Source organism: Sinomicrobium oceani (assembly GCF_900119185.1).
GTDB classification, from domain to species: domain Bacteria; phylum Bacteroidota; class Bacteroidia; order Flavobacteriales; family Flavobacteriaceae; genus Sinomicrobium; species Sinomicrobium oceani.
This window is the reverse complement of record NZ_FPJE01000010.1, coordinates 163,293-178,314: the sequence shown is the minus strand read 5'-3', so window position 1 is coordinate 178,314 and position 15,022 is coordinate 163,293. Positions and strand designations below refer to the sequence as shown.

Annotated in this window: 10 protein-coding genes; 8 read left to right on the top strand and 2 right to left on the bottom strand. The window is 42.6% G+C overall.

Annotated elements, in window-relative coordinates; all coding sequences use genetic code 11:
• Positions 1-88: 88 nt before the first annotated feature.
• The 8 genes from BT112_RS10665 to BT112_RS10630 all read left to right on the top strand — a co-directional run bounded on the left by BT112_RS10665 (position 89) and on the right by BT112_RS10630 (position 8,643).
• Positions 89-1,549 (top strand): tetratricopeptide repeat protein, encoded by a 1,461-nt coding sequence (locus BT112_RS10665; protein WP_072317358.1) that lies wholly within the window; start codon positions 89-91, stop codon positions 1,547-1,549.
• A gap of 70 nt (positions 1,550-1,619) precedes the next feature.
• Positions 1,620-3,284, top strand: coding sequence for a tetratricopeptide repeat protein (locus tag BT112_RS10660; RefSeq protein ID WP_072317357.1), 1,665 nt, complete (start codon positions 1,620-1,622; stop codon positions 3,282-3,284).
• Positions 3,285-3,288: 4 nt separating this feature from the next.
• Positions 3,289-5,529, top strand: coding sequence for a WG repeat-containing protein (locus BT112_RS10655; RefSeq protein WP_072317356.1), 2,241 nt, complete (start codon positions 3,289-3,291; stop codon positions 5,527-5,529).
• A gap of 101 nt (positions 5,530-5,630) precedes the next feature.
• On the top strand, positions 5,631-5,861 hold the full coding sequence (locus BT112_RS10650) for a hypothetical protein (RefSeq protein ID WP_072317355.1): 231 nt from the start codon (positions 5,631-5,633) through the stop codon (positions 5,859-5,861).
• A gap of 3 nt (positions 5,862-5,864) precedes the next feature.
• Positions 5,865-6,443, top strand: coding sequence for a hypothetical protein (locus BT112_RS10645; RefSeq protein WP_072317354.1), 579 nt, complete (start codon positions 5,865-5,867; stop codon positions 6,441-6,443).
• A gap of 10 nt (positions 6,444-6,453) precedes the next feature.
• Positions 6,454-7,245: a hypothetical protein gene (locus tag BT112_RS10640; RefSeq protein WP_072317353.1), complete on the top strand. Its 792-nt coding sequence runs from the start codon at positions 6,454-6,456 to the stop codon at positions 7,243-7,245.
• A gap of 2 nt (positions 7,246-7,247) precedes the next feature.
• A complete protein-coding gene (locus BT112_RS10635) occupies positions 7,248-8,102 on the top strand; it encodes a hypothetical protein (protein ID WP_072317352.1) in 855 nt (284 codons plus the stop codon).
• 10 nt (positions 8,103-8,112) lie between these two features.
• On the top strand, positions 8,113-8,643 hold the full coding sequence (locus BT112_RS10630) for a hypothetical protein (protein ID WP_072317351.1): 531 nt from the start codon (positions 8,113-8,115) through the stop codon (positions 8,641-8,643).
• A 256-nt stretch (positions 8,644-8,899) separates the two neighbouring features.
• Here the strand turns inward: BT112_RS10630 and BT112_RS10625 are convergent, their stop codons facing one another.
• On the bottom strand, positions 8,900-11,320 hold the full coding sequence (locus tag BT112_RS10625) for a glycoside hydrolase family 2 TIM barrel-domain containing protein (RefSeq protein WP_072317350.1): 2,421 nt from the start codon (positions 11,318-11,320) through the stop codon (positions 8,900-8,902).
• A 115-nt stretch (positions 11,321-11,435) separates the two neighbouring features.
• On the bottom strand, positions 11,436-14,993 hold the full coding sequence (locus BT112_RS10620) for a malectin domain-containing carbohydrate-binding protein (RefSeq protein WP_072317349.1): 3,558 nt from the start codon (positions 14,991-14,993) through the stop codon (positions 11,436-11,438).
• Positions 14,994-15,022: the final 29 nt, after the last annotated feature.

Sequence of the window (15,022 nt, the reverse complement as noted above, 5' to 3'; positions counted from 1 at the left end):
CACAGGGGATTGTTATGTTTTTATAGAATGCTGAACTTGCGCTCATCCCCCATTATTTGGATAACACCGATATAAAATACAGAGAACTATGAAGGCAAAAAAACGTATCATAAGCCTAACGGCATTGCTGTTTTTTACAAACATTACAGCTTTCGGGCAGGAAGAAACCCAAGTAACCACAGGTCTAAAGGACGGGCACACCATAGTTATTGTAAAAGAACCGAACAAAAAAGAGTATTGGCATTATGCTGCCGGTTGCAAAATGTTAACAGTGACTATTGAATCACCTACACGCTGTAAAAAGTGCGATACTGAATCTCAACAGGAAGAAGCAAAGAAAAAAGCGGAAGCAGATAAAAAAAGGGCCGAAAACAAAGCAAAGGAAAAAAATGGAAATACTACCGTTACTGACCCAACAAATACAGAGATTAACCGCTCCGGTACAGAACGAAATACGAATAATTCCAATACAACCTCTACAACCAATCCCTATATGAACAAGGTAAATGCCTACAACGCAAAGATGCGGGCAGACGCACAGGCTCTCGACAATGCCGCAGACCAGACGATGAATGCCTGGGGTAACGAACTGGCAAAAGGTAAAAACGCCGATTTTGTATCGACCGCAAAACCATTAGTCGGTGAATTTGCCAAGCAGGGCAATGCCACAGCAGCCTACGGAACGGTTGGTGTTGCCGTCGGGGCGCAGGTAATTTCTATGATAGGTTCGGGCAAATCGCGAGAAGAAAGACTTAAAGAAAGAGGTGAATATGAGATGAAAGAGCATTTTAGAGCTATTATAAAAGGGGATGACCAAGCTGCATTTAAGCATAGTATTGATGATATAAATAATAATGGAGATAATTCTGATGCATATTGTCAAGCAGGTATTTTTTCACTTTACAATACATACGATATAAAAGAGATTATCAATATGCACGGTCGAATATTAGAAAGTAATGCCCAAGCAGCTTACCCCTTTTTAGAAAAATCTTCAGAAATAATACAGCGTAAAGACTTACAAAAGCTTTTTTATCATCCATATTTTGAGTTGGGCTATCTTACTTTTTTAGGAATCGGAACATCAAGAAATTACCAAGAAGCATATAAATATTTTGAAAATGGTATTCTACGTGGGGCAAAAGATGGTAACACGGAGTATCCAAGTTGTCATTATTATTTGGGTTACTTAAAATTAGTTGGAATTGGCACACAAAAATCGGAAAAAGAAGCATTTAAACATTTTGAAAAAGCAACCGGATACTATCATCCAGAAGGTAAACCTATAATTTCAGCAGCTAATTTTGCACTGGGTTATATGTCTTACTATGGAATAGGTACTTCTCAAAATACTAAAAAAGCACTTGCCTATTTTGAAAAATCAGTTAAACAAAAAAATATCAATGCTATTATTCTTTTGGAACAGATGCTTAATAATAATGAGTTTGATAAAAAAGAAGCTGAAAAAATAAAAATTATTTGTAGCAAGAACAAGAAAAAAGCTGAATATAATGGATTTACAAATACTACTTTCACTAATGATTTCTAATTTTAAATAGAAATTTGGAAACAAAATTTCAGAAGAAAAGCTAAATTACCGAACAATATAGCTAAAGATTATGAAAGCAAAACTACCACATATATTAACCGCATTCCTACTTTGCTTTGCAAACCTTACCACTTTCGGGCAGGAAGAAACCCAAGTAACCACAGGTCTAAAAGACGGGCACACCATAGTTATTGTGAAAGAACCGAACAAAAAAGAGTATTGGCATTATGCTGCCGGTTGCAAAATGTTAACAGTGACTATTGAATCACCTACACGCTGTAAAAAGTGCGATACTGAATCTCAACAGGAAGAAGCAAAGAAAAAAGACGAAGCAGACAAAAAAAGGGCCGAAAACAAAGCAAAAGAAAAAAACGAAAACACTACCGCTACTGACCCAACAAATACGGAGATTAACCGCTCCGGTACAGAACGAAATACGAATAATTCCAATACAACCTCTACAACCAACCCCTATATGAACGAGGTAAATGCCTACAACGCAAAGACGCGGGCAGACGCACAGGCTCTCGACAATGCCGCAGACCAGACGATGAATGCCTGGGGTAACGAACTGGCAAAAGGTAAAAACGCCGATTTTGTATCGACCGCAAAACCTTTGGTCGGTGAATTTGCCAAGCAGGGCAATGCCACAGCAGCCTACGGAACGGTTGGTGTTGCCGTCGGGGCACAGGTAATTTCTATGATAGGTTCGGGTAAATCGCGAGAAGAAAGATTAGAAGATAAAGGAATACTCGAAATAACGGAAGGAGCAAAATATCTTAATGATTTTGATTTTGTAAACGCATATTCTAAATTTTCAGAAGCTGTACAAAACGATAACAGTGTAGTATTTGCTTTATGCAATATGGGATATATGACCTTGTTGGATTTAGGAGTGGAAAGAAATGAAAATGAGGCTTTCGAACTATTTAGTAAAGCAGTTGAAATAGCTGACAAATCAAGTAGCAACAATTATCATTACGCCTATCACTTTTTAGGAGTAATGCATGCACACGGCTATGGAACGCCTCGGGACAACCGTAAAGCCTATGACTATTTTGAAAAAGCTATAAACTTACCCTTGCCACTGGATGAAGCTCCTTTAGGAAAATTTGACAATAAATACGGAAGTCCTTCTCGTTTTTATACGAGAGCATGTAGTTATCTATATATGGCTAAATTACTCGAATTCACTGATGATTACAAAAAAAATGCCATTGGCTATTATAAAAATTCTATAGATATGGCTAAACCTATGTTGATATATGGTTCTCCGGCATATAGAGATATATCTAATGATGCTCATTATAGGTTAGGTCTTTTATATAAGGAATTAGGAGATAATAAATCAGCTTATAAGTTTCTAAAAAAAGCAGCTAAAAAAGGAGAAGATAATGCACAAAATTCAATAGGCTATTTTTACCAATTCGGCTTAGACTATGTGGTTCCCAAAGATTTAGAAAAAGCAGAATACTGGTATACAAAGTCTGCCGAGCAAAATAATTTTACTGGATTGAATAATCTGGGGGCTTTGCAGGTTACAAACGGAAAATATGTTGAAGCCGAAAAAAACTTACAACAAGCAATCCAATTAGGGAATAACACCTCACGTCCGTATTATCACTTAGGTCGATTGTATGAAACTACCAATAAAATTGACAAAGCCAAAGAAATGTATACCAAAGCTGCTGATATGGGAGATAAACAAGCACAAGAAAAATTAGATATTAAATAGCTATATGAGAACAAAACTACAAAATATACTTACAGTACTCCTATTTTGCTTTGCGGGCAGCGTGGCTTTCGGGCAACATATACAAACTCACAAAGTTGATTTTTCCAATATAGACGGCTTTTCGGGTGAAGTGAACTTTACCTCTTCCCGTCATAGTTTTGGGACAACATTAAAGGGGAAAGGTACTACACTTGTTCTAAAAAACTATCGTTGCACACCCGAAGAAAAAGAAGCGTTGAAAAAAGCAGGGATAGATTTTTGGGGATACTCCGGTTATAATCCTAAAACATTTGGCGTATATGTAGAAGGAAGAGCTTATGTTAATATGGTTAGAGGGTATTCTTTTAATCGTTACGCCAAAAGCCCAAAGATACTGCACTTGAACAACGGTTTGGGCGATGAGGTTTCTTTTGATTTTGACGAAGACACAAAAGAATATGAAACGGAATGGAAAAAAACACGTCCTAATAAAGTCCTTTGGTTAGAAGAGGGCAGCTTTAGTGCAGACAAAGTTACAGAGCTACACCTTTCCGACCTGAAAAACGAAATAGACCGCATACTCTACACTGCCAAAAAGGAAAAAGAAAAAGAGGAACAAGATAAAAAAGAAGCAGAGGAAAAACAAAAGCAGGTAACTGGTTTACTTTCTGAAGTACAAAAAGCGTTGAGGAGTGGCGATTTGGAAAAAGCCAAACCACTTTTGGAAAAGGCTTATAAATTAGACCCTACAAACCAAACTACGAAAAACCTCTCACAGGAATATGCAAAAAGAAAAGGAGAATATGTAAAAAGAAAAGATGAGGAAGCCAAAAAAGAATTAGATGCCAAAATAGCCGAAGGAATAAAAGAGCGAAACCAACAAATGCAAACCGAAGCTCAGGAGCTTGCAACCCTTCGTAACTGGAATGCATCCTCGTATAATATGAGTACACAGTCTAAACAGAGATTAAATGAACTTACACAAAAAGAAACTCGCCGAAAGTTAGATGAAGTAAACAATTCGTTTGAAGAGGTAAGACGCCAAAGCGAAGCCGAAAGCCGAAAAAGCAAGGCAGCATTTGAAAGAGATATGGCTGCATTGGATGCTGAATTTAAAAGAGAAATGGAGGAGTTAAATCGGGAATTTGAACGTGAAAATAAGAAATATGAAGAAATAGATAAAATAATCTCCCAAAGATTAAGAGATGAGCAGGAAAAAGAAAAAAAGGAAAAACAAGCAGCCAAAGGCGAAAGCTTAACAAAATATGGTGTAGTTATCGAAAGAAAAAACTACAAATATGGTGCTATAGACGCGCAAGGTAAGGTTGTGGTGCCACATATCTATGATGAAATGTTTATAGACGGTGATGGTACAATTAAAGCCGAAATTCAAGAAACACCTTTCGCTTTTAAAAATACACTTTACGCTTTTGATAATAAGGGAAAACAGATTGACCGTCCGTATGAGGTTGATCGGCTTTCTTTTGATATTAGGGTTTTTAAGAACATGTATAACAAGTATGCTTTAGCTACCTATAATGAAGAAGACGGTTCAATGACTTTTATTTCAAAATATGTTTATGACGATATCGATTTTGAATATGGTGGAAGAAACGCAAACCAATATACTTGTTTTCTACAAAACAATAAATGGGGGTATCTTGATAATAAAACCGGGAAAGAAGCTATTCCTGCAATTCTTGAGGAAATTAGCGAAATAAATGGAAATGATATGATAGCTGTTAAATACAAAGAAAAGTGGGGATATATTAATGCTAACACAATAGAAATTGAGGTAAGCTTCAAATATGATCGTGCGCATACCTTTTCTGAAAGGGGGATTGCAATTGTAGGAATTGGAGATAAAGTAGGATACATCAATAAACAAGGTGAAGAAATCGTACCAATAGAATACAAAACTGTCTCTCCGCCTTTTGATGAAAACCACCATTATTTTATCGTTACTAATTCCTCTGGGAAAGTGGGTGTTTATAACGCTAATTCAAAAAAAGTACAGATTCCACTTATTTATAAAGAGGTGACTGCATTAAAATTTTATGAGGAATTGAATGTAATAAAAGTTGAGAACGAAGAATCCAAGGAAGGATTAGTAGATATTTTTAATCGGGTGCTGGTACCATTGAAATATACTGCTATAATTTATAAACACGAGCTGAAAAAAGGTGTACAGGCAAAATTAGACGATAAATGGGGAGTTATAGACCCATTAACAGGTAAAACACTTAAAAGATTTAAAAAGAAATAGGTTTCATAGTGATAATTCCTGTTATATCGTTACATAGAATTATTTCATATAAAATACTATTATATAAACAGTTATAAAATAAAAATTGCTAAAATTTAATAATGAAAAAAAATAACCTATTTCTTTTAATGTCAGTCTTGTTTTTGTCCAGCTGTGCCTGCCACAAAAAATACAATAATCTGGAACACAAATACATGGAATTACATGCACGAAAACAAACCGAACAGGATCAATACAAACGGGAGATAAAAGAAAAAAATGAACAGATTGAAGAGCTTTTGCAGCACATTAAAGACCTTGAAGCCGAAATCAAAAAAATAAGAACAGAATAGAAAATGAAATATCTTGTTTTATTTTTAGTTTTTATTTTAACTGTTTCTTCACTTTCCGCACAGGAAAAGGAATGGAAACAGCTTACCGGTTTGCTCCAAGCCGAAGCGCAATATTTTACTGGAAAAAATGGTTTCATCCAATTTGGGAAAAGCGAATACAATACGTTTACAATCGAAAAGTTTTCGGTCACCGATTCTTTGGTTAATTTCAAAATGAAACTGCAAGACCGTTTTGGCAACGAGGAAACCGCTCAACAATTAGAAGAAACGATAGTTTTGCACCCGGACATGAAAATCCATTCGGCTACAATTGATTACAATTATGCTTTTTATTTTGAAAATTTCCCTAATGAGTTTTTTCTCTTACTCGAATTTGAAGAAGCATATCCGATGATTCATCAAATAATCAATACTTTTAAAGATGTAAAGACAAAGGAAGAAGACCGTTCCCAAATGGAAGAAACCACATATCAAGTCTATTTCCCCATCCGCAGCAAAAACCGGGAAAAGATTTTTAAAGCGATAGAAAATTACCAATTACAAACCATAAAAAAAGAATTAGAAAACGATCAAAATCATTAAAAATAGTATCATGAAAAAATTTTACACCATATTTACTGCAATCCTAACCGTAATGGTTGCGCAGTATGGAAATGCACAAACAGAGCAAGAAACAATTTCAGAACTGAAAAACGTTTTTAAAGAGTTTGAAATTAGAGCGTTAAGCCCTTGTAAAGTTCACCTTGTTGATCGAATAGATGAAGAAGCCTATTCAGAATACCTCTTTAACCCAAAGGATGCCACATGGGAAGCAAAGAGTATTGGCATTTACACGGATTGGACCATTATTGAAAAAAATAAAATTACCCCTTATAAAAATAGTTCTGAAATTGGATTTTATATAATGATGCATCTTGATGATTTAGCATTCCACCAAAAAGCAGCAGATTTATTGAATCATCTGGCCACATTTTGTAAAGAACCTTCGGTGACTCATAGAGAGGAATTTTCTGATAAAGATTTAATGAAGTTTTATTTCGATTATACCGACCTGATGGATTTAATAAAACCCGGCACGGAAATATTAGATAATAAAATTCAAGGCTATGCTACAGCTCCTGAAACAATAAAACAAAACTATGTCCAGGTAAAAAACAATGGTGGGCTTGCGGAGTTACCAAAACAGGAACAGGAAGATTACCAAAAGACCCTTGTGTTTTTTGAAGAGAATAGAGCGGAAGTTGAAAAACAAGTTCAACAGTTCTTCGATGGACCAGGAAATCAACTTCCAGAAAATCAATATACTCAAATTTTGAATACTATTAATTCTGATCCAAAAATTGCGAAACGTTTGGAAAAAGTTGTTACTGAATTCTATCAATAAATATGAAAAAAATATTTCTGCTTTTATTTATATGCAGTGCTTTCCAGGTAAAAGCACAATTCAAATACGGTGATTTAAGCGAAAAGCAAAAACAGCAGATTTCATCTATCGGAACAGTTTATAAAAATGCATTGGAAGGGCAAACGGTCGATTTGACCTACAATGAGTTTATGCTGCAAATTACCGTTGATGACACCATGTATAAACTACCTTTAGTAGATATAGAACACATTTCGGTAAAAGAAACGAACGGAAGTTATTTTCTGAAACTTCATCACTCGGGAGGCTGGGATTATAAAGGTCTACTACATATGACAAGCCAAGGAAAAGCAGAAACTGTAAAGGCGGAATTACAACAGTTTTTGAATGATTTTGAGCCTTTTGGAGATAATGAAATGTATGATATAGGTTTGAGTGTAAGATTATTAAATACATCTAATCAAGACCCAAATTTTTACGATTTTGAATATAAAATGCTTAAGTTAGCAGGAATAAGGGATCCTAATAACTCTTCAGATGCGGAGCTTAAAGAAAAAATGAGCACGCTGTGGAGAAAGTTTCATCAAGAATTAGAATGTAAAACGGAAACTCATATTTACCCAAAGGGTAATTATCTTCGTCAATTAGCAAGAGCTGATGGTGAAGATGCCTTTGAACTTGTCTTAGATAACTATGGCTTTGATCCTAATGTTATTGATAATGATGGTTGTACAGCACTGGATTATATTAACGCACAGATATCAGCTACTAATAATTATGCAGCGACAGCAATACAAAGATTTAAAAAATACCGTGCTCTTTTGTTAAAGTATGGTGCTAAAACCGCCAATGAAATCTGTGGTTGTACAAGCTGTTAAATGATAGATTATGAAAATAGGAAAACCCTTTAACCAATTTACCAAACAGGAATACCTGGAAACTATTCCCAACCACAAACAATATTCCGATTTCAATACCTTGGGATTGTATCGTTCTTTATTGGAAAATGAAAAGTTGAGTTTAGAAGAAAAACTGGAAATCCGTGATTTTGCTAACCAATATTTCCAAAAAACTTTTGAATTTTTGCAGCTTAAAGACCCGCAAACCTATTTTGAAGTATCCACTTTGGGCGAAGAATTGACCCGTGGCGATGAGCTGAACCATTGGCGGATTATCCGAGAAAATCAAGAGAAAGTTCTAAAGGATAAAAAAATCAAACACCGCAATTTCGGTACGTATTCCAAGCACGATTGCGGTTATGATAATTGCCCTTACAACGGTTTGATGATTAAACAAGGAAGCCATTTAGCCGAAACTTCTATGTGTTTTTCCAACGACGAAAACAAAGACAAAAAGAAGCAGAAAGTCCAACGTCGGGAAAAAGAACAACGGGAATGGAAACGGCAAGCTAAATATTAAATAAGTTGACATCGGGAGACGCTTTTCCGTTATGGCTTGGGGAAGCATCCAAATCACCACGAATATATCATCTGTGTATTCATTATTCACGTTACTATAAACGTAATCCTAAGCTATAGCCCATAAAACGCCAACAACCCAACAAAGCAGGCTGAGTGCCTGTAGGGAACGGAGCACCGAAGGTATAGCGCAGTGACCGAAAGGGGTACCGAAGCCCCACTACGAACTAACAAACTACAAAACTCCCCCTCCAGAGCTATCGTATCGAAATCACTGTTTCTTCACCAAAACCGGCTTTGGCCTTCAGCATCACTTCTTCCCCCGTACCATCCGATTGGAGGATGACCAGGCATTTTCCTTTAAAAGCGTTTTTCTCCCTGGCTTTCATCGGGGTGGTATCGGCCTGGTAGCCGTTGTCTACCCCTACGATACGGGCTCCCCCGGTGACCTCAAAGTATATTTTGTCGTCTGCATCGGGGACCAGGTTCCCTTCTTTGTCGGTTATATCGACCGTTACAAAGCACAGCGCCTTTTTGTCTTTTCTAAAGCTTTTCCTGTCCGGTTGCAATTGCAGTTTTTCGGCGGGGCCTGCGGTATGTATTTCTCTTTCCAGTACAACCTTTCCACCCTTACGGGATACGGCCTTTAAGGTTCCGGGCGCAAAGGGCACACGCCACATCACATGAAATTCCCCTTCCTTTTTAGATTTTTTGCCCAGCGACTCCCCGTTAAGGAAAAGCTCCACCTCATCGGCCCGGTTATAGTAGGCCCAGACATCGACCTCCTGCCCTTCTTCCCAGTTCCAGTGCGGAAAAACATGAAGCACCGGCGTATCTGTCCATTCGCTCTTATACATATAATACACATCCTTCGGAAAACCCGCCAGGTCTACGATACCGTAATACGAGCTGCGGGCGGGATAGTCGGGATACGGAACGGGTTCGCCCAGAAAATCAATGCCGGACCAGATAAACACGCCCGATATAAAATCGAGGTTTTTAACCACTTTCCAGGTTTCCTCATGGGTAGCCCCCCAGTAGGCCGTTACCTGGTCATAGGCCGAGACGGTATAGTCGTCATGCCCTTCGAAAGGGGCATCGAAAGCTTCGGGCCAGTGCATGAGACTGTCCGAAGGCATGTCGTAGGAACCCCGGGTGGCCAGTCCGGAAACATTTTCGGAAGCAATAAATTTTGCCCCCGGAAAACGGTTGGGCAAATCCTCATACGCATCGATCTTATAATTAAAACCGAGCAGGTCCAGGGCGCCGGACCGGTATATAAAATTCTTTTCGGGTTCGTTTTCCGTCAGTGCACTGGTAACGGGCCTGGTCGTGTCCAGGGCTTTTACGATACCGGTGAGTTCGCGGGTAATGGTGATCCCGGTACTGTCAAACTGTTCGCGGATCTCGTTGCCTATGCTCCACATCATTACCGAGGGATGGTTGCGGTCGCGCTTTATAAAGTCCTGCAGGTCTTTCATATGCCAGGCATCCCAATCGGTATGGTAATCTTCCTTTACTTTTTTCTTTTTCCACGAATCAAAGGCCTCGTCCTGTACTATAAAGCCCATCTCATCGCAAAGCCGAAGCAATACCGACGAATGTGGATTGTGCGCAGTGCGTATGGCATTGGCGCCCATTTCCTTCATAAGCCCGAGTTTTCTTCGCAACGCATCTTCGTACACCACTGCCCCCAGGGCGCCGGAATCGTGATGCAGGCATACTCCCAATATTTTCATCGGTTTGCCATTGAGGGAAAATCCTTTTTCGGCATCAAATTCGAAATAACGGATGCCGAGCGGAGTGTCGTAATCATCCGTCTTCTCCTCACCGTCATACACACGGGTGTGCACCCTGTACATATACGGTTTTTCCACACTCCACAATTGCGGGTCTTTTACGGTCATCTGCTGTTGTACGGTAACGGCCTGCCCGGAGGCCACGCTACGCGCTGTTGTTGCAAAAGCTATGCTACGGCCTGCCCCGTCTATAATTTCGGAAGCCACTTTCAGTGTTTTCGCTTCGGTATGGCTATTGATCACTTCGACATCCATAACCACCCGGGCCGAATCTGCGGAAACTGCGGGAGTGGTTACATAGGTGCCCTGCGGTGCTATACGCAGCTTGCCCGTAGCTACCAGTTTTACATCGCGGTAGATCCCCGAACCGGTGTACCAGCGCGAGTTGGGCTGCCGGGAATTATCTGCTTTTACCGTCACTACATTGTCTTCGCCGTTAAACCGCAGGTATTTTTCTATGGCGTACCCGAAAGAAATATACCCGTTGGCCCGCTGCCCGAGGCTATGCCCGTTGATCCAGACCTCACTGTTGCGATAAACGCCGCCAAATTCCATACGGACCACCTTATCTTTCCAATCTTCCGGAACATCGAACGTCTTCCGATACCAGCCTGTCCCCGTGGGCAATGCCCCACCCCCGGTACCTGCCGGGTTATCCTTGCCAAAGGCGCCTTCTATACTCCAGTCGTGCGGCAGGTCGAGTACACGCCACGAACTGTCATTGTACGCGCTCGCCGAAGCATCGATACTGTCCGAAAGCATAAACTTCCAGTTCTCGTTAAAATCGAGAACAACCCTCGAAGGTTTTTCTTCCGTATCGCACGCAGAAAAAAAGAGGGCTACGGCCAGGTAAAAAAAGATGTTGATGGTTTTTATCATGGTATTGTTTTGTTATTGGTTACAGGTTGCAGGTTACAAGTTGCAGGTTGCAGGTTGCAGGTTTAAAAATCAATAACTATCCCACTACGAACTAACAAACTACAAAACTCCCCCCTTACTGAAACTCCATCTTATCCAGTTGCAATCCCTTCATATCCGGGGCGGAGAGCGTTATTTTATACGTTCCGGCATTGATATAGCCGCCGGTGGTGGTATTGAGTATTTTCCATTTTACATCCGCTACGGGAAAACTGATCTCGTCATCACGCAGCACTATACCATCTGAAGATTCTATATGCAAACGGACGCTCATCGCTTTGGGGTTCGTATTCATATACCGGAACCGTAAAAGGTACTCTCCGGCCAGGCCGGGGCTTACTTCCCAGCTAATGCTGTTATTGCCGTCTTTCTCAAAAGCCACGTAATCTTCCTTTTTAAAATGTCCGTACGAGGGTGCTTTCCCCCCTATCGAAGCGGTCTCTGCTTCGAAGGTAAATACGGGACGGGAGTCATCGTTTTCTCCCATATCGTATTCGGGTACGACGACTATACTGTACATCCCTGCGGAGCCTTTTCGGGCATTCCCGCTTTTTCCGAATGTTACGCGCTCGCCCTGAGCTGCGGTGCGACGATAGATGGTGTATTTCCTCCCGCTGCCGTCTGCCGCCCTATCTTCCGTTTTCTCATAGCCACCGAGCCAGGCCGGCGGGGTGGTAACGAGACTATCCATCAGCACATAAATACCGGAGTTTTCAGCAGGCACAAAACTCCCGCTAAAATCGCGACGGGCGAGTGCTTTGGAAAAACGCAGCCGGTCCGCCCCGAACAAATGGTAAGGCCATTCGGAAAAGGTTTCCGGGCTGTCGGTGTAAACGCGCTGCCCCAGGTCGGACCATCGGGCAACGTCATATTCTCCGGACACCCCCCCGGCGGTCTCCACCAGGGTAATAGCTGCCTGGGCAGCAGGTGCCGGGGTGAGGTCCGCATTGTCGGAAATTATGGCAATGGCAGCAATAATGGCCTGCCCGGAGGTGATTTCCGGGAAGCTTATCTTTATTTTTCCTTCCGCTGCCCGCACACGGAACGTTTTTTTCAGTGCATGGTCGTGCCCGGCTTCTTTCCAGATATCGAGGTGATGCAGCACGGTGCGGTCATTGATCGCCACATCGAAGTTGCGCCAGTTGCTGCAATCGCCCTTCATCCCGGTTCCGTACCAGGGTTCGGTAAAATACAGCATTACCGTATAGTCCCCGTCAGCTACGGGAAACTCATAGCTGAGCCTGTCCATACCATAGCGATAATGCTGGAACAGGGGCCAGTTGGCCGTACCGGAAACCGGATCGAACGTCCTGCCCTGGCTGGCATAAAAGTGCGGAAGGTTAGCAAAGTCATCGGTCCATGAAAGTGAGCCCCAGGTCGCTGTTCCGCTCCTGTGTGTATCGGCAGCCCAGGTATTCCCGTAGGTATCCGTATACTCCGGTCCCCCGGCATTTACACGGTACAGATAGTGGGTATCTTTTTCGGGTTCCAGGATATCTTCTGCCGCCTCCTTTTGGTCTTTCAGCCCGGGGGCTTCGGGAAGGTGGTGCAGCATCACCATATCTGCGGTAACTTTCTGCCCTTTGCGGTAACCTACCGCATGGAGCACGTTATAGCGTACAGGAACATCATCCCATTGAAAATGCCTGCCTTGGCCCGGGTTCTTCTTTTTGCCCAGGGAAATGTTCCCGGTATCGTTGAACAATTCCACTTCATCACAATTGGAATACACTACGATGCTGTCTTTTACGCCGGGGGCCGTCCAGCGGTCGGGCCAGGAATGCGATACGATATAGACCATAGGGTTCTCTGCCGGGGCGGCGTAGTTGGCCATATACATATAATAGGCATCGAGCGGCTCTCCCCATACGGTAAACAGGCCTTTGTAGTTGACCGGGCCGACACGATCGATATCGCGAAAGCCTTCCCCGTTTTGTATACGACCGGGATTTTCGTGAGAAGAAAACAACCACTGGAACTGCCCTGCCACACTATCCCTTGCCACCTCGGCCTGGGCTACCTTGATCTCCATAAGCTGGGAAAAACGCTCTTCGGTATAGGCGCCTTTCTGGCGGAAAGGTCCCTCTGCGTGCAGGCCGGCAGTACGCCAGGCGCCATACTCTCCGTTGAGCCATTCCTTGCTGAGCTCGGCCCCGTAACGGAACGGATCGCCCCCGTAAGTCCCCGACCAGTTCTGTACGACATTCCAGTCTGTCCCTTCACCACCGTTACAGGTGGTCACCAGCCTCTGGGAAGATGCCGTAGGGTCCAGTTGCCTTATGAGTTCGGTACATTCCCTGGCAAAAGCTTCCGGGATAACACTTTCGTTCTGTAACCCCCAAAGGACTACGGAAGGACTGTTGCGCCGTTCGCGTATCCACTCTTTTAACAAGGTCTTGAAGTTTTTCCTGAACTCCGGAGTATCGTACCAGATGTGTGCGGAAAACTGGCTCCAGAACAACAGCCCTTCCCGGTCGAGATGTTCCTGGTACCTCAGGTTATGCGGTTGGTGTGCTTCGCGGAAAGCATTAAACCCGGCTGCCTTGATCTGGTCTACACGGGCTTCTACCTGGGTGGCGGTAAAGGCATGGCTTTTTCCCATAAGGTGCTCGTATTCGCAGGTACCGTTGATAAACAGCGGGTTGCCATTGAGGTAAAAACGACCGTCATTACCTGCCCGGCCCGCAGGCCAGCTCACCCACCGTATTCCGTAAGGCGTAACCGTACTGTCCACGACCTTGCCGTTCTCCCTGATCACGGAAGATAACTCGTACAGGTAAGGGTTTTCGGGCGACCATAAATGCGGCTGCTCCACGTTGAGCTTAACTTTTTCGGTTTGGAGGACTTCGCCCTTTTTTAAGGATATGTGCTGCACCGCTGTGGCCACTACACAGCCTGTGCTGTCCCGCAATGTGTGTTCCAGCTCAACGCTTGCCTGTTTGGTACGGTAATTACGTAGCTCTGCCGTTGCCCATAGCAGGGCCTTTTCTCCGGATACCTCCTCACTGTTCCAGATGTGTATCCCGAACGGTTCCGTACGGATATCTTCCGTAACGACCAGCGTTACGGGACGGAATATCCCCATGGGCTGCGATCCTTCGGAAAAGCCCCATTCGCCGGAACATCCGCCGCATACCCAGGGCAGATCGGTAATAAACGAAGGATGCCCGGCCCTGACTACGATCGTATTGGCCGTTCCTGCCGTAACGGCATCGGTAATGTCGAGCGTAAAGGTTGTTCGGCCACCACCGTGTTCTCCCACTTTACGACTGTTCACCCATACCGTGGCATAAGAGCCTACACCTTCGAAGAACAGGAAATAACGCTTGTTTTTTTCCTTTTTGTCCAGGGATAACGTACGTCGGTACCAGGCAGTACCGTGGCGGTTACCGTGTTTCATACGGCGGTAGCCCTCGTAACGGTCCCAGTTGTGCGGAATAGTTACCCGTTGCCACCCGGCATCCTTGTTGCTATGGGCTACAAAAGAAGCCTGCCCGGCGGTATCCTGACTTTCCCTTACCACGGTTTCCCAATCTGCATTCAGGGGAATGATCTCGCGAACAGGCTTTCCCTGCCCGAAGCACATTCCCGGAATGCAGCACCATAAACACAATAGTATTGATATTCTGTACATTTTTTTACTTGATTCTACTGATCCCCGTG

What these genes read in the sequence shown, in the direction of transcription:
- BT112_RS10665 (WP_072317358.1), top strand. Translation starts at nt 89, where the DNA reads ATGAAGGCAAAAAAACGTATCATAAGCCTAACGGCATTGCTGTTTTTT.
- BT112_RS10660 (WP_072317357.1), top strand. Translation starts at nt 1,620, where the DNA reads ATGAAAGCAAAACTACCACATATATTAACCGCATTCCTACTTTGCTTT.
- BT112_RS10655 (WP_072317356.1), top strand. Translation starts at nt 3,289, where the DNA reads ATGAGAACAAAACTACAAAATATACTTACAGTACTCCTATTTTGCTTT.
- BT112_RS10650 (WP_072317355.1), top strand. Translation starts at nt 5,631, where the DNA reads ATGAAAAAAAATAACCTATTTCTTTTAATGTCAGTCTTGTTTTTGTCC.
- BT112_RS10645 (WP_072317354.1), top strand. Translation starts at nt 5,865, where the DNA reads ATGAAATATCTTGTTTTATTTTTAGTTTTTATTTTAACTGTTTCTTCA.
- BT112_RS10640 (WP_072317353.1), top strand. Translation starts at nt 6,454, where the DNA reads ATGAAAAAATTTTACACCATATTTACTGCAATCCTAACCGTAATGGTT.
- BT112_RS10635 (WP_072317352.1), top strand. Translation starts at nt 7,248, where the DNA reads ATGAAAAAAATATTTCTGCTTTTATTTATATGCAGTGCTTTCCAGGTA.
- BT112_RS10630 (WP_072317351.1), top strand. Translation starts at nt 8,113, where the DNA reads ATGAAAATAGGAAAACCCTTTAACCAATTTACCAAACAGGAATACCTG.
- BT112_RS10625 (WP_072317350.1), bottom strand. Translation starts at nt 11,320, where the DNA reads ATGATAAAAACCATCAACATCTTTTTTTACCTGGCCGTAGCCCTCTTT.
- BT112_RS10620 (WP_072317349.1), bottom strand. Translation starts at nt 14,993, where the DNA reads ATGTACAGAATATCAATACTATTGTGTTTATGGTGCTGCATTCCGGGA.